Annotated in this window: 10 protein-coding genes and 1 riboswitch; of the genes, 5 read left to right on the forward strand and 5 right to left on the reverse strand. The window is 72.6% G+C overall.

All coding sequences use genetic code 11. The annotated features are described in order from the left end of the window. The first annotated feature begins 186 nt into the window (after positions 1–186). Positions 187–2136 carry a sigma-70 family RNA polymerase sigma factor gene (locus PBV52_RS22450; protein WP_274240562.1) on the forward strand — a complete coding sequence of 650 codons (1950 nt, stop codon included), beginning with the start codon at positions 187–189 and terminating at the stop codon, positions 2134–2136. Here PBV52_RS22450 and PBV52_RS22455 read toward each other — a convergent pair. After that, positions 2123–5686: a BTAD domain-containing putative transcriptional regulator gene (locus PBV52_RS22455; protein WP_274240564.1), complete on the reverse strand. Its 3564-nt coding sequence runs from the start codon at positions 5684–5686 to the stop codon at positions 2123–2125. The two genes, PBV52_RS22450 and PBV52_RS22455, sit on opposite strands and share 14 nt — an antisense overlap. A 402-nt stretch (positions 5687–6088) precedes the next feature. After that, positions 6089–8185, reverse strand: coding sequence for an asparagine synthase-related protein (locus tag PBV52_RS22460; protein WP_274240565.1), 2097 nt, complete (start codon positions 8183–8185; stop codon positions 6089–6091). A gap of 768 nt (positions 8186–8953) precedes the next feature. Here PBV52_RS22460 and PBV52_RS22465 point away from each other — a divergent pair. The 4 genes from PBV52_RS22465 to PBV52_RS22480 all read left to right on the forward strand — a co-directional run bounded on the left by PBV52_RS22465 (position 8954) and on the right by PBV52_RS22480 (position 14275). Next, complete coding sequence (locus PBV52_RS22465; RefSeq protein WP_274240566.1) at positions 8954–10378, forward strand: MFS transporter; 1425 nt, start codon at positions 8954–8956, stop codon at positions 10376–10378. A gap of 173 nt (positions 10379–10551) precedes the next feature. Then, on the forward strand, positions 10552–11772 hold the full coding sequence (gene lhgO, locus PBV52_RS22470) for an L-2-hydroxyglutarate oxidase (RefSeq protein ID WP_274240567.1): 1221 nt from the start codon (positions 10552–10554) through the stop codon (positions 11770–11772). 128 nt (positions 11773–11900) lie between these two features. Next, positions 11901–12731 (forward strand): tRNA (guanosine(46)-N7)-methyltransferase TrmB, encoded by an 831-nt coding sequence (trmB, locus tag PBV52_RS22475; protein ID WP_373922022.1) that lies wholly within the window; start codon positions 11901–11903, stop codon positions 12729–12731. A 173-nt stretch (positions 12732–12904) separates the two neighbouring features. Further along, on the forward strand, positions 12905–14275 hold the full coding sequence (locus PBV52_RS22480; RefSeq protein WP_274240569.1) for a PrsW family intramembrane metalloprotease: 1371 nt from the start codon (positions 12905–12907) through the stop codon (positions 14273–14275). Positions 14276–14337: 62 nt separating this feature from the next. Here the strand turns inward: PBV52_RS22480 and PBV52_RS22485 are convergent, their stop codons facing one another. From PBV52_RS22485 to PBV52_RS22495, 3 genes are all read right to left on the reverse strand, one after another. Continuing rightward, positions 14338–15282 carry an aldo/keto reductase gene (locus PBV52_RS22485; protein ID WP_274240571.1) on the reverse strand — a complete coding sequence of 315 codons (945 nt, stop codon included), beginning with the start codon at positions 15280–15282 and terminating at the stop codon, positions 14338–14340. Positions 15283–15410: 128 nt separating this feature from the next. Further along, positions 15411–16439 (reverse strand): M23 family metallopeptidase, encoded by a 1029-nt coding sequence (locus PBV52_RS22490; protein WP_274240573.1) that lies wholly within the window; start codon positions 16437–16439, stop codon positions 15411–15413. A gap of 11 nt (positions 16440–16450) precedes the next feature. Next, positions 16451–16608: riboswitch (cyclic di-AMP (ydaO/yuaA leader) on the reverse strand. 260 nt (positions 16609–16868) lie between these two features. Continuing rightward, positions 16869–17954, reverse strand: coding sequence for a PP2C family protein-serine/threonine phosphatase (locus tag PBV52_RS22495; protein WP_274240574.1), 1086 nt, complete (start codon positions 17952–17954; stop codon positions 16869–16871). Positions 17955–18005: the final 51 nt, after the last annotated feature.

Here is an 18005-nt window from a genome sequence, read left to right on the forward strand (position 1 = left end):
GCGCTCAACTCCCGTACGGCCAGCGCCGTTTGAGCCATCCTTGTGCGGGTGAGGGCTAGTACTGCGGTGCGGGAAGTGCCCACGGACGAGTGGATGGTCCGTACGGGTGGGTCCTGACCGAAAGCCAATATGGCACCCTGACCCGGTGTCCGGGACGGGTAGAGCTGGCGGCGGGGGCTTTCCGCGATGAGCGTTGACGGTCGGGACGAGTCACCCGGTGAGGGTGACTCGTCGACTCCGCAGGTGCCGAGTCAAGGCGGACGGGCGGACCTGCCGCCGGGCGGCATGCCCCCGGGAGGCCGCGCTCAAGGGCGCGCGGAAGGCAGCGTCCCGGCTCAGCGCGACCGGCGCGAGGACAGCACGCTGCCGCCGCCGCTCGAGCTGCCGCCGTCGGACGCCGACCTGATCGGGCGGATGCGCTCCGGCGACGACACCGCCTACGAGGAGCTGTACCGGCGCCACGCGGGGGCGGTACGCCGGTACGCGCGCACCTGCTGCCGTGACGCCCACACCGCGGACGACCTCACGGCCGAGGTGTTCGCCCGCATGCTCCAGGCGGTACGCGGCGGCTCCGGCCCCGAGCACGCCGTACGCGCTTATCTGCTCACCTCGATCCGGCGGGCCGCCGCGGACTGGACGAAGTCGGCGCGGCGGGAGCAGCTGGTCGACGACTTCGCGGTGTTCGCCGCAGAGTCGGCGCGCGTGTCCGAGGTGTCCGACGACACCGCGTCCTTCGGTTCCTTCGGAGCGGGCCTGGACCTCGGCGCGGACGTGCGGGCGTTGCACGAGGCCGAGCAGTCCATGGCCATGCAGGCCTTCCGGTCGCTGCCGGAGCGCTGGCAGGCGGTGCTGTGGCACACCGAGGTCGAGGACGAGTCGCCGAGCGAGGTGGCCACGCTCTTCGGGCTCGACGCCAACGGCACGCGCGTGCTCGCCAGCCGCGCCCGCGAAGGGCTCAAGCAGGCCTACCTCCAGGCCCACGTCAGCGCCAGCCTCGTCGGCGACGGGGAGTGCGCCCGCTACGCGGACCGACTCGGCGCCTACGCCCGCGGCAGCCTGCGCACCCGTGCCGAACGCGGCCTGCGCAAGCACCTGGAGGAGTGCGCCAAGTGCCGGCTGGCCGCGGGCCAGATCCAGGAAGTCGCCAGCGGTATCCCCGCCGTCGTGCCGGTCGCGGTCATCGGCTGGTTCGGCGCCGCCGGGTACGCCAAGGCGGCCGGGCTCATCGCCGGCGGTGCCGGGGCAGGTGCGGCCGGTGCTGCGGGGGCGGCCGCCGCGGCGGGCGGCAGTTCGTCCGGCGGGGCGAGCACCGGGGGCGGCGCGGCCGCTTCCGAGGGGGTGGGCGCGCCACTGAAAGCCGGTATCGCGGCCGGTGTGGTCGCCGTGGGCGTCGCGGCGGCGATCGTGCTCGCGCTGGCCGGCAACGACAGTCCGGCCGACAAGACGGACGCCAAGCAACCCCCCGTCCCCTCCCCCATCGTCGAGGAGACGCCGACGCCCGAACCGTCGAAGGAGGAGCCGGCTCCAAAGCCGCCGGCACCCGAGCCGCCGGCGATCGTCCCGGCCGCGGAGCCGAAGCCCGACCCGACACGGACGCCGTCCCCCACGCCCACCCCCCGTCCGAGGCCCACGCCCTCTCCGACGCCGACTCCGCCCCCTACCCCCACCCCGACGCCCACACCCACGCCGCCTCCGCCCGCCCCGGCCGTCTACCAGTGGAGCGAGCTGTCGTACAACCTCACCGGCGACGGCACCGAGCCCGAGATGCGGCTCGGCGAGAGCACCTGGGTGTGGCAGCGGTACGGCGTGTCGATCGCGGACAAGCGGTACGCGCACGGCGTCACCGTGCACGGCCGGTCCTCCGTCACCATCGACCTCAACCGGGAGTGCTCCGCCTACGACGCGATGGCCGGCGTCGACGACACGAACCTGGGGCTCGGCGCGTTCTCCTTCTCGGTCTACGCCGACGGCGTCCGGCTGTGGCGGTCCGCAGTGCTCAAGGGCGGGGACGCGGCCGTACCGGTCCATGTGAACCTCACCGGGCGCGAGACCGTCCGGCTGGTGGTCGAGCCGCACAGCACCTTCGACACCCTGCTGCTGGCGGACTGGGCGGAGTCGAAGTTCAGCTGCGTGTAGGGCGGCAGCGGTCGCGCACGGCCTCGCCGAGGTCACGCAGGACGTCATCCCGGGTCAGGGCAGTGCCTCGGGTGTGCTCGGCGGTGAACCGCTCGGCGCCCAGTGCGGTACGGGCGGCGGCTTCGGCCCGCTCGGCGTGCGCGCGCTCCGGCAGCGGGCGTGGGTGACCGCGGCGCCAGTACTCCGAGGCGGCGAGCAGACGGACCGCGCACGGATGGTCGCCGAGGCGGGTCAGCAGATCCGCCGCGGTGTCCGCGAGGGTCGCCGTGATCACATCGGCACACCCGTTCTCCACGGCCACGTGCAGCGCGTCGGCCAGGAGGGGCAGTCCGCGCTCCGGACCCGACTCGGCCGTCACGGTCATGGCGTCGACCGCCTTCAGCATCACGAGGAACTGGGGCGGTGGCGTGCCTCGGGCCGTCTCCGCGCGGGCCGCCTCGCACATCTCCCTCGCGAGAGCGGTCTCCTTGTCGTCCAGCGCCATCTGGGCCCGCAACAGCAGGACGAACGCCCGTGAGTCCGTCACGCCGTAACGGTCGGCCGCCGCGCTCGCCTCGTCCAGCGCGGCCCGCGCGGCCGTACGGTCGCCCGAGCGGTAGGCGATCTCGGCCAGCCGGGCGACCAGGAACGGGGTCTCGGCGTACGCGCCCACCTCGTAGGCGAGCCGCAGCGCCTCCTCGTACTCGCCCTTGGCCTCCTCGAAGCGGCTGCGCGACATGGCCGTCTCGGCGGCCGCGCTGCACACCTGGGCCCACATCCAGCGGTCGCCGACACGGCGGCTGAGGATCCGCAGCTCCGCGAGATCGTCGTCGATGCCCTCCAGGTCGCCGGGGGAGTCGACGACCATGTGCGTACGGAACATCAGCGAGACACCGACCTCCCAGTCACCGCCGTAGGCACGGCAGTTGGCGACGGCGATGTCCATGGAGGCCCTGACGTCCCGCGAACTGCCCAGGAAGAAGGCGATCAGCGGCCAGACCAGTCCCGGCAGCCGCGCCGACTGCGGGCCTCCCCGCTCGAAGAAGTCCCGCATCCGGGTCATGTAGCGCCGCATCCGCTCGTCCAGCAGCGCGGCGATGGGTTCGATCTCGGACTGCAGGAAGAGGTGGAGCAGCCGGAGGTTCATCCGCGGGATGTGCAGCGGGTGGTGGGTCTCCGCCTCCGGGGTGGCGAGGAAGGCGTCGATCGGGTCGGGGGAGGCGGTCCGGGGGCCAGGGGAGGCGGCCTGCGAGTCGAAGGAGGCCGGCGCATCGTCGCCGAAGGCGTCCAGGGCCGTCCCCAGCCGCAGGGTCCGGTCGACCCAGGCTGCGCCCTCGTGGCGGTAGTTGCGCAGCCACCAGAACCAGCCCATGGCGAGGGCGATGGATGTGGCGTCCGGTTCGTCGCCCGCTGTGAGGGCGCGGTCGAGGGCCGCCCGGATGTTGTCCAGCTCCGTCTCCAGGCGGGAGATCCAGGGGAGTTGGCCGGCGGAACGCAGCAGTGGTTCGGCCTGCTCGACAAGCGCGCGCACCCACGCGCGGTGCCGCCGCTCGGCCGCGACGCGCAGTTCGGGAACCTCGGCGGCGCGCTCGACGGCGTACTCGTGGATGGTCTCCAGCAGGCGGTACCGCATGCCTCCGGAGCCGTCCCGCGCGCACGGGGTGGCCACGACCAGGGACTTGTCGACGAGCGCGCCGATGAGGTCCGCGACGGGCCCGGTGCACACGGCCTCCGCCGCCGCGAGGTCCCAGCCGCCCGCGAAGACGGACACCTCGCGCAGCACCGTGCGCTCCCGCTCGTCGAGCAGTTCCCAGGACCAGTCGACGACGGCGCGCAGGGTCTGCTGGCGGGGCAGGACCGTACGGCTTCCGGAGGTGAGGAGGCGGAAGCGGTCGTCGAGGCGGTCGGCGATCTGTCGGGGGGTGAGCAGCCGCAGCCGGGCGGCCGCCAGCTCGATGGCGAGCGGCAGGCCGTCGAGGCGGCGGCAGATCTCCGCGACGGCCTCCTGGTCGCGCTCGTCGCGCAGCACGGCGCCGGGGTCGGGGCGGACGGCCGCCGCGCGCTCCGCGAAGAGGCGGTGCGCCTGGTCGGGGAGCAAGGGCTCGACCGGGCGCACCAACTCGCCGGGGACGCCCAGGGGTTCGCGGCTGGTGGCGAGGATGGTGAGCCCTGGGCAGCGGGTGAGCAAGGTTTCGGCGAGGGTGGCGGCCGCGTCGATGACATGTTCGCAGTTGTCAAGGATCAGGAGTCGGCTGCGCGGGGCGCAGTACTCGATCAGCAGGGCGACCGGGTCGTCCTGCGGGGCCGTCAGCTCGTTGGTCATGAGCACGGTCTCGCGCAGACCGAGGGCGTTGACCACCGCGCCCGGCACCGCCTCCGGTCGGTCGAGCGGGGCGAGCTCGACCAGCCATGCCTGCGGGAGCCCGGCGGCGGCTTCCTCGGCGAGACGGGTCTTTCCAGAGCCGCCCGGTCCGGTGAGCGTGACCAGTCGAGCCCTGTGCAATTCGGAACGGATGGCGTCGAGTTCGAGTTCCCGGCCCACGAAAGAGGTAAGGCGTGGACGGAGGTTGCCGGTGCGTTCGGGGGGTTGGGGGTGTTGGGGGGCCTGGGAGGGTTGGGGGCCGTGGGGGTTCGGTGAGGTCGGCAGGGTTGGCGGGGTGGACTGCGGCCAGGGGTGGGGTTGCGGCTTCGGTTGCGGTTGCTGTTGCGGCTCGGGTCGCGGTTGTGGTTGCGGCTCGGGTCGCGGTTGTGGTTGCGGCTCGGGTCGCGGTTGTGGTTGCGGCTCGGGTCGCGGTTGTGGTTGCGGCTCGGGTTGCGGTTGCGGCTTGGGTTCCGTCTCGGAGGGCGCCGGGGTCAGCAACTCGGTGTGCAGGGCGCGGAGGTCGGGGCCGGGGTCGGTGCCGAGGCCGTCGGCGAGGGCGTGGCGGGCCGTTTCGTAGGCGGTGAGGGCATGGGCGGGGCGGCCCGTGTCGCGCAGGGCGCGCATGAGGAGGGCGTGCAGCGGTTCGTCGTACGGGTGCGCCGCGGTCAGTTCCCTCAGTTCCGGTACGGCGTCCTGGGCGCGGCCGAGTCGCAGGTCCGCCTCGATGCGGGCCCGGGTCGCCTCCAGGCGCAGGGCCTCCGGGCGGGTCGCGGCGGCGGTGCGGTCGGGGAGGTCGGCCAGGGCGGGGCCGCGCCACAGGGCGAGGGCGGTGGCGAGGTCGTGGGCGGCGGTGGAGGGGTCGCCGCTGTCGAGGGCGGAGGTGCCCTGGCGTACGAGGCGTTCGAAGACGAAGAGGTCGACGTCGTCTTTCGACGCGGTGAGTCGGTAGCCGCCGGGGGCGGAGGTGATGGCGTCCTTGCCGAGCGTGCGGCGCAGGCGGCCGATCAGGGCCTGGAGGGCGGCGGGGGCGTCCTGGGGCGGGGTGCCGTCGCCGGGCCAGACCTCGTCGATCAGGGTGTCGGGGGTGGTGAGGCGGCCGGGGCGTAGGGCCAGGGCTGTGAGCAGCGCGCGGAGGCGGGGGCCGCCGATGGGTATGGCGGTGCCCTGGTCGTCCTCTGCCTGGGTGATGCCCAGGATTCTGTACTGCACCGGGTCATTGTCGCGGGGGCGGCTGTGGGTGGCACGGGTTTTGGCGGCCGGGAGGGTCGGGGCGACCGGGCGGGCGGGCCAGGGGTGCGTGGTTGCGGTGGTCGTCCGGGTGCGCGCCGGAAGGGTTCTCGCCCCCGCCGCCCCTACCCGTCCCATCCTGAAGGGGCGCTGCCCCTTCGCCCCCGCCAGGGGGCTCTGCCCCCTGGACCCCCGTCGGCCCTGAACGGGCCTCGTCCTCAAACGCCGGACGGGCTGAAATGCCGGACCGGCGTTGGGAAGTAACCGTCCAGCACCACGAGGCGAAGCCCCCTGCGGGCGGGTGGGGGCTAGCTGGATGATGCTGACCGGCCTCGAGAAGTGCGCCCCGCAGCCCTTCAGGACCGCCCGCACACGGCCGCTTCCCTACACCCGCCGCGCCGCCCCCGCCCCCAGCGCCCCCCGCTGCGGCGTGATCCCCGCCGGTACCGCCCGTTGCCGGGCCGGCGTGCCTGTCCAGCAGGTGCCTCGGCGGGCCAGTAGGCGGTGTAGCCACAGCTCCAGGGAGACCAGGTCGGCCAGGCCGTCCAGGGGGAGGGGTTCGCCCTCGGCCGCTGCGCGGAGGGCCTTGCGGACCACGCGGGCCTCCACCAAGCCCGCTTGGGCGAGGAGAGGGGTGCCGAAGAGGGCCATCAGGGAGTCTGCGGCCACCCTCAGGCCCGTTCGCGCCGCCACCGCCGCCGACGCGTGCGACGGGGCGCCCCAGCCCGGTGGGAGGTCGGCGACTCCCGCGCCCTCCAGGACCGTACGGAGTATCGCGGCGCGGGCGCCGGGCTGGACGCGCAGGGCCTCCGGGAGGGCTCGGCAGGCGCGGACGACCTGGTTGTCGAGGAACGGTGCGTGCAGGCGTTGGAAGCGGATCTCGGCGGCCTGTTCGAGGACGCGCAGGTCGGCTGCGTGGCGGGCCAGTGCCGCACGCGCGCGGTAGTCGCCGGGGCGTTGCCCGGGGCCCACGCCGTTGCGGCTCGTCGCCGCTTGCAGGCGAACCGATACTTCAGCCAGCGCCTCGCCGGTCAGCCAGCGGGCCGCCGGGCCCGGTCTGGCCCAGGTGAGCGCGGCGAGCGACGCCCCTACGGCACCTCCGGGTTCGTCGAAGCGGCGGTCCATCAGGCGGGCGGCCAGGGACTCCAGGCCCGTGCGGTACGGCGTGCGGGCCAGCTTCCTCGCCGCGCCGTACACGCGCGCGGGGACCAGGACCGAGCCGTCCGCCTTCGCCAGCGCCGCGACCGGGCGGACCAGATGGCGGCGTTTGCGGTCCATCAGGAGGTCCGCGAGGCGGGCCGGGTGTGCGTCCAGGACCTGGCGGGCGCCGTAGCCGGTGAAGTGGTCGGCGCTGCCGGACGCCAGGCGCGCGCGGTGCCTCGCCGCCGTCACCAGGCTCGGGCCCGGCTCGTCCGTCAGCGGGCCGTCCAGGTCGGCGTACGGCAGTGTCTCCTCGCCGCCCGTCACCACCACGTGGTGCAGACGGGGGTTGGCCGCCAGCGTTCCCGCCCTCTCCAGCTCGGCCTCGCGGCCGCCTACCGCGAGGTCGTTGAAGGTGACCGCCAGGAGGCGCTCCCCCGCGCCCGTGCCGTGGCCCAGGACCGTGCCCGGCATCCCCGGGAGGCCGGCGGCCAGCAGCGCCAGGGTGCCTGACGCGGGGCCGCCGGACAGGTCCGCCCCGATGCCCGGAACCGGCATCCCGCGCGCGGCACGCCGTTCGGCGGGGCCCATGCCCGGGACCGGGCCCGGGTCTATGTCAGCGCCGGGGACATGGCGAGGTGCGGACAGACGCGCGCGTACCGCCTCCACCAGGGCGTCCCTGACGGCGTCCACCGCGCTGTCCGGGTCCGCGATCGGCGCCGCCACCGCCAGCGAGGCGACCTGCTCGTACCCGGCGATCTCGCGTGCCCCGGCGCGCAGGATCAGCGCATGCCCCGGTGGAATGCGGCGTACGCCGTCGTACGGGGTGGAGTCGTGCACGGCCGCCGGTACGTCGGGGGCGGCCAGCAGTGCGGCGAGGTGGCCGAAGTCGAGGTTGGCCTCGATGAGGTCGGCGAGCGGGAGCGCGGCCGTCGCATACGCCGTACCGCCCGCCCAGGGGGTGTAGAACACGGGCCGTGCGCCTGCCAGATCGCCGCACACCATGACCCTGCGGCCGACCTGGACGACGGCCGTGTAGCTGCCGGACCACGCCGTCAGATGCCGAAGTGCCCCTCCGCGCGCGGCGAACAGGCCGACCCGCAGTTGCTCGTCGCTCGCCCCGCAGGTGCCGAGGACGGCGATCCGGGTCTGCTCGTCGGCCTTGACCACGCGCACCTCGTCCGGCCGCCAGTCGCCGACCGCCCACAGCGGATCCGGGTCACCCCACAGGAGTTGGGACCCCACCGGGTGCACGGTCTCGCCGTCGCTCCCGGTCGCCCCCGCGGAGCCGATCCCGGCGGCCACCGCGGCGGTGCTGCTCCATCCCACCAACCACCGCATCGACGCCTCCACAGGCTGTGGACAACCAGTGCACCGTACGAACCGGGCACCATGCTGCCATGAAGGACGGGCGGTGGAGGGGCGGTGGAGCCGCTGGAGATCCCGGAGTTGCGCCCCTGAGGGCACCCCGGCGTCGGCGCGAACGCGCCCCACGCGTGGTCGCCGCGCCACCCGAACGCCCGGACGGGACAAGGAGATCGAGGCGAGCGGGCAAGGGGATCGCACCACGTCAGCACCACAGCTGCGACGCGAATGCGCCCCCGGTACGCTCCCCCAAAACGCCCCCTGCGCCCTCAAGTTCCGTGGTGGGAGCGGTAATTACCCGGAAGCGGCAGGGTCGATTTTCAGCCAAATCGACGCCGTAGGGACAGGCTCGCGCACGCTCCGTACAAGTCCTGCGCACTACTCGCCGTGCTCGGCGTGCGCGCAGTCCGGGGAACGGTGTACGCCCCCCGGACCGTTCCGCCGCCCGCGGGGATGTAGGTGGCGGAATCCCCCAGCCCACTGGATCCAGTACAGCGGGCCGACCCACGCAGAAGCCATGGAACCGCTCCCCCGGTGGCCGGAGAAGAGCGCACGGACGGGCGCACGGCCACACAGCGGGAGCACGTCACAACTGTGCGTAGGGGGTGCGCACTTGAGTGCGGACCACAATCCCGCCATCCGGAAGAATGCCCCTTAACGCTTGGGATGCGGCGAACTACGCTGGGTTTACGAATGCCGCGTGGTTATGCCAGCGCGGCAGCCGTCTGTGTCGAGGGGTGGCGCATGTCCAGGGAGCAACGCGGGCCGAACGAAAAGCTCGGCACCGTTCTCGCCCTCGCGGGAATCAGCAACGCAGGACTCGCACGACGCGTCAACGATCTTGGCGCGCAGCGGGGACTGACTCTTCGCTACGACAAGACGTCGGTGGCGCGCTGGGTGTCGAAAGGCATGGTGCCGCAGGGTGCCGCGCCGCACCTCATCGCGGCCGCCATCGGCCAGAAGCTGGGCCGTCCGGTGCCGCTCCACGAGATCGGCCTGGCGGACGCGGACCCCGCACCCGAAGTGGGCCTCGCCTTCCCCCGGGACGTCGGACAGGCGGTGAAGTCGGCGACGGAGCTGTACCGTCTCGACCTCGCCGGGCGGCGCGCCGGCTCCGGCGGCATCTGGCAGTCGCTGGCCGGATCGTTCGCAGTAAGCGCATACGCAACGCCTGCCTCACGGTGGCTGATAACCCCGGCCGACAGTTCGGTCGCGCGCGAGGTGAACTCCGCCGAGGACTCCGGCGCACCGCTCAAAGTCGGCCACAGCGATGTGCAGAAGCTGCGGGAGGCCGCCGAGGACGCCAGGCGCTGGGACTCCAAGTACGGAGGCGGCGACTGGCGTTCGTCCATGGTGCCGGAGTGCTTGAGGGTGGAGGCGGCGCCGCTGCTGCTCGGCGCGTACTCCGACGAGGTGGGGCGGGCGCTGTTCGGTGCCTCCGCCGAGCTCACGCGTCTCGCCGGGTGGATGGCCTTCGACACCGGACAGCAGGAGGCCGCGCAGCGCTACTACATCCAGGCGCTGCGACTCGCGCGCGCGGCCGCCGACGTCCCCCTCGGCGGGTACGTGCTGGCGTCGATGTCACTCCAGGCGACCTACCGGGGCTTCGGCGACGAGGGCGTCGACCTCGCCCAGGCGGCTCTGGAACGCAACCGGGGGCTCGCCACGGCCCGCACCATGAGCTTCTTCCGGCTCGTCGAGGCACGCGCGCACGCGCGCGCCGGTGACGCGCAGGCGGCCGGCGCGGCGCTGAAGGCGGCGGAGGGGTGGCTGGAGCGGTCCCGGGAGGGGGACAACGATCCGTCCTGGCTCGGGTTCTACTCCTACGACCGGTTCGCCGCGGATGCCGCGGAGTGCTACCGGGATCTGAAGGCGCCGCGGCAGGTGCGACGATTCACGGAGCAGGCGCTGTCGAAGCCGACGGAGGAGTTCGTGCGGTCGCACGGGCTGCGGCTCGTCGTTTCGGCGGTGGCCGAGCTCGAGTCGGGCAATCTCGATGCGGCGTGCGAGCAGGGGGTGCGGGCGGTGGAGGTCGCGGGGCGCATATCGTCGGCTCGCACGACCGAGTATGTGAAGGATCTTCTTCATCGGCTGGAGCCGTATGGGGATGAGCCGCGGGTCGTCGAGCTGCGGGAGCGGGCTCGGCCACTTCTCATGGCTCCGGCCTAGGGGTGGTTTCCTAAGTATCTGCGTGAGTATCTGCGTGGTTTGTCTCGCGGCGAGGCTGCGGGTTGTCTGTGGCTTGTCGCGCAGTTCCCCGCGCCCCTCACAGCGCTGCAGATCCCCGCGTTTGAAGTGACTGTCAGTGGCGCAGTGCACTATCGAAGCCGGAGGTGGTGCAGGTGGCGCGGCAAGGGCGGTCGAGCGGTTACGACTGTGATGTGCTCGTGGTCGGTGGTGGGATCGTCGGGCTGGCCACGGCGTTTGCGATCACGCGCGCCGCGCCGGGGACACGGGTGACCGTGCTGGAGAAGGAGCCGGGGCCCGCCCGGCACCAGACGGGGCGCAACAGCGGGGTCATCCACAGCGGGATCTACTACCGGCCGGGGTCACTGAAGGCGCGGTACGCGGTGCGGGGCGCCGCCGAGATGGTCAAGTTCTGCGCGGAGTACGGCATCGCGCACGCCGTCACCGGCAAGCTGATCGTCGCGACCGAGCGGGAGGAGCTGCCGCGGCTGCACGCCCTGGTGCAGCGCGGCCGGGAGAACGGCATTCCGGTACGGGAGCTGGGCGCCGCACAGATCGAGGAGTACGAGCCCGAGGTGCGGGGGCTCGCCGCGATACACGTCGGGACGACGGGCGTGTGCGACTTCGTCGGCGTCGCCCGGCAGCTGGCCGAGGCGTCGGGGGCGGAGATCCGGTACGGCGCGCAGGTCGAGCGCGTCGACCGGCGGGCCGAGCTGGGGGTCGCCGTACGGACCACGCGCGGGGACGTGGTGCGGGGGCGGGTGCTGGTGAACTGCGCCGGGCTGTACTGCGACGAGGTGGCCCGGATGACGGGGGACGAGCCGGAGGTGCGGATCGTGCCGTTCAGGGGGGAGTACTACTCCCTGGCGCGGCCCGAGCTGGTGCGGGGGCTGGTGTATCCGGTGCCGGATCCGGCGTTCCCGTTCCTCGGAGTGCACCTCACTCGCGGGATCGACGGGGATGTGCACATCGGGCCCAACGCGGTGCCGGCGCTGGCCCGGGAGGGGTACCGCTGGGACGTCGTACGGCCGCGGGAGGTCGCGGCGACGGTGGCGTGGCCCGGGGTGTGGCGGATGGCGCGGCGGCACTGGCGGTACGGCGCCGGGGAGCTGCGGCGGTCGGTGTCCAAGGCGGCGTTCGGCGTGGCGGTGCGCAGGCTGTTGCCGGCGGTGAATGCGGATGATCTGGTGCCCGCGGCAGCCGGGGTGCGGGCGCAGGCGGTGTTGCGGGACGGGACGCTGGTGGACGACTTCCTGATCCGGGAGGGACCGCGGGCGGTGCATGTGCTGAACGCACCGAGCCCTGCGGCGACGGCTTCCCTGCCGATCGGGCGGGAGGTGGCCCGCAGGGCGTTGGCGGTGCTGGGGGAGGCTTGAGCGGTCGGCAGGGGTGAGGCGGTCGGCCCTGAGGTCGGCCGTGGGGAGCACGTAAAATCGACCCCACTGTGTCTGACTCCCTCAACGCTCCCGAAATCCCCCAGCCCGGCACCTCCGGTCAGTCCGGCATCACCGGCATCGCTGGTATCTCCGGCATCTCCGGCATCTCCGGCGATGACCACCCCGGCCACATCCCCGGTGTCTCGGTTCGGCACACCCGGACCAAGGGTGAGCCCCGGTTCCCGGACGGGCCCAAGGCCGACCCCGCCGGGTCGCACTTCGAGCGGCGGATCCGGAGCTTCCAGCCGCGGCGGAGCCGGGTGACCGCGGGGCAGGCGGACGCGTTGCAGCGGCTGTGGCCCGAGTGGGGGCTCGACATCGACGGCCAGTGCGTCGTGGACTTCGCCGAGCTGTTCGGGAACGGCAATCCCGTCGTGCTGGAGATCGGCTTCGGGATGGGCGAGGCCACCGCCCAGATGGCCGCCGCCGACCCCGGCACCAACATCCTCGCCGTCGACGTCCACACCCCCGGGCAGGGAAACCTGCTCAATCTCGCCGACCAGAACGGACTGTCCAACATCCGGGTCGGCAACGGGGACGCCATCATCCTGCTGCGCGAGATGCTCACGCCCGACTCGCTCGACGGGCTGCGCGTCTACTTCCCGGACCCCTGGCCCAAGAAGCGGCACCACAAGCGGCGGCTCATCCAGCCCGAGTTCCTCAGCCTCGCCGCGACCCGGCTGAAGCCCGGGGCGGTCGTGCACTGCGCCACCGACTGGGAGCCGTACGCCGAGCAGATGCTCGAAGTCCTGACCGCGCACCCCGACTTCGAGAACACGCAGGACGACGGCGGTTTCGCGCCCCGTCCGCAGTTCCGGCCGCTGACCCGTTTCGAGGGGCAGGGACTGGACAAGGGTCATGTGGTGAACGACCTGCTCTTCCGCCGCGTACAGCCGTAGGAGCAGCGGGAAGAACATCCGGGAGACGACCGGACGCGAAGGACATCCGGCAGCCGACCGGACGAACAGCACCGACAAGAGCATCTACAGCAGCACCGACAGCAACCCCCCACCGGCGCCAGAGCCCCTCGCGCTGCTGCGGGCGGCGCCCCTGCCTCGTTAGGGTCAATGCCGTGGCCACCTGTCCCCCGTACCCGACGCCCCCCACCGGCCCCACCGGCGGCGCACTGCGGCACGCGCACTGGTGGCAGAAGCGGTGGGTGCGTTACGGCGCGCTCAGCAGCCTGCTCGCGCTCTCCGGGCTGGTCATCCTCGCCCTGGTACGTGAGCAGACCGGCACCGAAGGGTTCCTGGTCGGGCTCGGGCTCGCCATCCTGCCGGTGCCGCTGCTCGTCGCCTCCTTCCGGTGGCTGGACCGGGTCGAGCCGGGCCCCTGGCGCAATCTGCTGTTCTCCTTCGCGTGGGGCGCCTGCGCGGCGGCCCTGATAGCGATCGTCGCGAACAGCTTCGCGACCAGATGGATAGCGACCGCGACCGCCGACCCGTCGCACGCGGACACCCTGGGCGCGACGGTCATAGCGCCCATCGTGGAGGAGACGGCGAAGGCCGCCGCCGTCCTGCTCGTCTTCCTCTTCCGCCGACGGGACTTCACCGGGATAGTCGACGGCGTGGTGATAGCGGGGGTCACCGCCACCGGCTTCGCCTTCACCGAGAACATCCTCTACCTCGGCACCGCCTTCGGTACCGACCAGCTCTCCGGCGACAGCGGCATCGCCTCCGTCACGGCGGCGACCTTCTTCGTCCGCGTGATCATGTCGCCCTTCGCGCACCCGCTCTTCACGGTCCTCACCGGCATCGGCTTCGGCATCGCCGCGCTGTCCGGCGAGCGGCAGCATGTGCGCCGCGTCCTCCTCCCGCTCTCCGGGCTGCTTCTCGCCATGGGCATGCACGCCCTGTGGAACGGCTCGTCGGCCTTCGGCGAGTTCGGGTTCTTCGCCGTGTACGCGGCCATCATGGTGCCCGCGTTCGGGCTGCTGACCTGGCTGGTGATCTGGACCCGGCAGCGCGAGCTGAGGACCGTGCGCGAGGAGCTGCCCGCCTACGTCGTCGCCGGGTGGCTGACCCCGGGCGAGCCCTTCGTGCTCGGCTCGATGCGGGCCAGGCGGATGGCCCGGCAGTACGCGCGGCGCCGCGGGGGGCGCGCTGCGGCCCGGGCGGTGGCGCAGTACGAGGCGTACGCCACCTCACTGGCCTTCCTGCGACGCCGGGGGCGCCGTGGCCGGGCCGGCGCCGACTTCGCCGTACGGGAACGGGAGTTGCTGCACGAACTGTGGCGACGCCGGGAGCTCGCGCGGCCGGCGCTTGAGCACGCGGGTGCCGCGCAGGCCTGGTCGGCGTACGGGTACGGGGCGCCGGTGCCGGTTTACTGGCAGCCGTACGGGCAGGTGAACGGGCAGGTGAACGGGCAGCCGTACGGGCACGTGTACGGGCCCCGGTATGGGCCGGCGACACCGTATCCCGCGTACAACCCGTATCGGACGTGATCGCGACGCATCGTAGGTCATCGCGCGCCGTACCGGACGTGATCATGGTGTGCTGCGAAGCATCAGGCGGACGCCGCCGTCAGCTTCCCGAGCTCCTCGTCCGTCAGCCTCAGCTCCCCCACCCCCAGAAGCGCCGGCAGCTGCTCCGGCGTCCGGGCCGAGGCGATCGGGGCCGCCACCGTCGGCTGGGCTGCGAGCCAGGCCAGGGCCACCGTGGCCACCGGGGCCTCGTGGGCCTGGGCGACCTCGTCGAGCACGGTCAGCACCCTGCGCCCCCGCTCCGTCTCCAGGTGCCTGCCGGCGCCCTGGGCGCGCGGGCTCTGTACTGCCGTGTCGGCGCGGTACTTGCCCGTGAGGAAGCCGGACGCGAGGGCGTAGTACGGGACCGCCGCCAGGCCTTCCCGCTCGGCGAGGTTCTGGAGCTCGCCCTCGTAGGTGTCACGGGAGACCAGGTTGTAGTGGGGCTGAAGGGCCACGTACCGGGCGAGGCCCTCGCGGTCGGAGAGGGCGAGGGAGGCCGCCAGCCGCTCCGCCGAGATGTTGGACGCGGCGATGTGCCGGACCTTGCCCGCCTTCACCAGCTCGTCCAGCGCGCCGATGATCTCCTCGACCGGCACTTCCGGCTTGTCGAAGTGGGTGTAGTAGAGGTCGATGTGGTCGGTGCCGAGGCGGCGCAGGGAGGCGTCCGCGGCCGCCTTGATGTTGGCCGCGGTCAGGCCCTGGAAGTCGGGGTGCTGGCTGACCTTCGTGGCGATCACGACGTCGTCCCGGTTGCCGCGCGCCTTGACCCACTTGCCGATGATGGCCTCGGACTCGCCGCCCACGTTGCCCTCGACCCACGCCGAGTACGAGTCGGCCGTGTCGATGAAGTTGCCGCCCGCCGCCGCGTAGGCGTCCAGGACGGCGAAGGACCGGGTCTCGTCAGCGGTCCAGCCGAAGACGTTGCCACCGAGGGAGAGCGGGAAGACCTCGAGGTCGGAGGAGCCGAGCTTGCGAAGAGAAGTCATGCTCTTCCCCAACACCCGCACCAGAAGCCTGTATTCCGCACGCATCATTGCGCACGCAGCGGAAACCGGCAGCCCTGACGTCGGGGGGTAAGTCGTCAGGACCGCCGGGGATCAGAAGTGGGTGAACCTCAGGGCGTGAGGCCCTTGCCGCGCAGCCACGCCATCGGGTCGATGCCGCTCGCGCTGCCGTCGGGGTGCACTTCGAGGTGCAGGTGCGCCCCGGTCACGTTGCCCGTGGCGCCCACGCGGCCGATGACGTCGCCCGTGTTGACCTTCTGGCCCACGCTCACGCTGATCGAGGACTGGTGCGCGAACCAGAGCTCGGTGCCGTCGTCGAGGGTGAGCTCCGTCTTGTAGCCGTACGACCCGTCCCAGCCGGCGAACGTGATCGTGCCGGAGTGCACCGCCTTGATCAGCGTGCCGGTGGGGGCGGCGAAGTCGAGGCCCGTGTGGTAGCCGGAGGACCAGTAGGCGCCGGCCTGACCGAAGGTCGAGGTGATGGTGTACGAGGAGGTCGGCAGTGTGAACTGCTTGGCCAGCTCGGCGAGGCGCTCGGCCTCGGCCTTCTTGCGGGCCTCCTCCTCGGCCTCGGCCTTCGCGGCGGCGGCCTTGGCCTCGGCCTCCTTCTCCGCCTTGGCGGCCGCGGCGGCGGCCTCCTTCTCGGCGGCGGCGACGGCGGCAGCGGCGGCCTTGCTGTCGATCTGGTCCTGCTGCAGCTCGGCCTGCGCGATGATCCGGCTGCGCAGCGCCTCGCCGGCGTCGGCAGTGCCCTGCGTGGTCTCCTCGGCGGCCTCGCCCATGGTGCTCAGCGCGGTGGCGGAGTCCTCGGCGGCCGCGGAGGAGTCGTCGTCGGAGATCAGCGGCAGGTCCGGCATGGTGATGGCGACCGGCGGCTTGCCGCTGTTCGCGCTGGCCATGCCGCCCGCGCCGACGGCGGCTATGACACCGACGCCGAGAACCGTGGAGCTGCGGGCGAGTCCCCCGCCGCGCTGCTTGGAGACGCGATGCCTGCCGCGTACGGGACGAATGGAGTCCGCGGTGGGGTTCCACTCCTCGAACGGGCCCTCGTCGGTGCGGTAGCTGTCGTAGCCGAAGGAGTCGGTACTGCGTTGACTCGGCACGAACGGGGCTTGCTGGGCAGGCCGGTTGGACGCCACGTGGGCGTGCTCCTTTCCTTCCTTCTCGCCTACCGGGTTAGCTGACGGGTTCGGAGCAGGAAGGTCTCCTACGCGCGTATACCGGCCGTGAGTTCACGGCGGTATCCGTGCGATTCACCCCAAGGTGGTGGTTCCCCGGTTCCCTTGCGGGATTCGGCGCGTGCGCACGGAGCCGACTCTTGTGACGGCTGGGACGACCGCGCTGCGTTATCGAACGTTAATAGACGCGGGGTACGGATTCCAAGCTGTTCCGCTTGATCATTAACTATTTTCGCCCGGACTTACGGGTCATGAGTGGCCTAAATCGGGCGAGTTGGCCAGGGCTCAGGAGCCACACAGGTATTGACGGAATGTCAGTTGTTATGCGGAGGGCGGTCACCCGATCACGGTTGGTGACGGTGATCAAGGGTCTGCTCCACAAGATCTCCATCAGGGCCGTCGCACGGCGATGAGAGCCAGGTCGTCCGCCATGCCGCCCCCGGAGTGCCTGCGCACCTGGGCCGCGAGCACGCCGAGCAGCGCGGCCGGCTCGCGACAGGCGTTGTCCCGTCCCGCGAGCCGGGCCTCGGGGTCGTAGAACCGGTCGTTCTCGTCCCGCGCCTCGGACAGGCCGTCGCTGTACAGCAGCAGTGTGGCCCCGCTCGGGAAGCCGGCCTCCTGGGCCCGGTCGGGCCAGGCGCCGAGCTCGCCCATGCCGAGCGGCAGCGCGGGCTCCGGGGTGAGCAGCGAGCGCACGGTTCCGTCGGCGTACAGCAGCAGGGGCGGTGGATGTCCGCGGTTGACGAGGCGCACGAGCCCGTTGCCGTGCGGCAGCTCGGCGAGCACGACGGTGGTGAACCCCTCGGAGGACTCGACCCCTTCACGCCGCGTGCGCTCACGCGCCAGCGCCCGCTCCAGCCGCTGCGCGACCGCCTCCAGCGTGGCCTCCTGCTCGGCGGCCTCCCGGAACGCCCCGATGACGACGGCGACCGCCGCGACCGCCCCCATGCCCTTGCCGCGCACGTCCCCCACGACGAGCCGTACGCCGTGCGGAGTGTCCTGCACGGCGTACAGGTCGCCGCCGATGGAGGCGCCCTCCTGCGCCGCCTCGTACCGTGCCGCGATCTTGAACCCACCGATCCGCTCGGCGGGCTCGGGCAGTACGGCGCGCTGGGCGGCCTCGGCGATCTCACGGGCGGAGGCGAGGCGCTCGTCGCTGCGGCGGACGAGGACGTTGATGAGGACGGCGAGGACGGAGACGGTGACCACGGTGGCCAGCTCGGTGATCACCTCCGCCCTGGGGGTGCCGCCGAGCACGATGCGGAGCACGAGCAGGACGGCGAAGGCGGCGAGCCCCGTGAGCAGCGTGCCGCGCAGCGAGTAGAGCGGGGCGGCGACGAGGGGTGCGGCGGTGAAGAAGGGAGCGCCGGTGAATTCGCTCGGCGTGGCGTAGTCGTACGCGCCCCCGGCCGCGGTGAGCAGGGCGGGGAGCAGCCGGACGAACCGGCGTGCGTACGAGATCCGCCGTTCCTCCACCTCACCAGGGTTGCCGAAGCGGGGGTGGGGAGCGAGTGGTGTGGGCTGACC

Origin of the sequence: Streptomyces sp. T12, assembly GCF_028736035.1 — a bacterium.
Classification (GTDB): Bacteria; Actinomycetota; Actinomycetes; order Streptomycetales; family Streptomycetaceae; genus Streptomyces.

Bases quoted from the DNA above. Each gene is read 5' to 3' on its own strand.
- PBV52_RS22450 (WP_274240562.1), top strand. From the start codon at position 187: ATGAGCGTTGACGGTCGGGACGAGTCACCCGGTGAGGGTGACTCGTCG.
- PBV52_RS22485 (WP_274240571.1), bottom strand. From the start codon at position 15,282: ATGACTTCTCTTCGCAAGCTCGGCTCCTCCGACCTCGAGGTCTTCCCG.
- PBV52_RS22460 (WP_274240565.1), bottom strand. From the start codon at position 8,185: ATGCGGTGGTTGGTGGGATGGAGCAGCACCGCCGCGGTGGCCGCCGGG.
- PBV52_RS22465 (WP_274240566.1), top strand. From the start codon at position 8,954: ATGTCCAGGGAGCAACGCGGGCCGAACGAAAAGCTCGGCACCGTTCTC.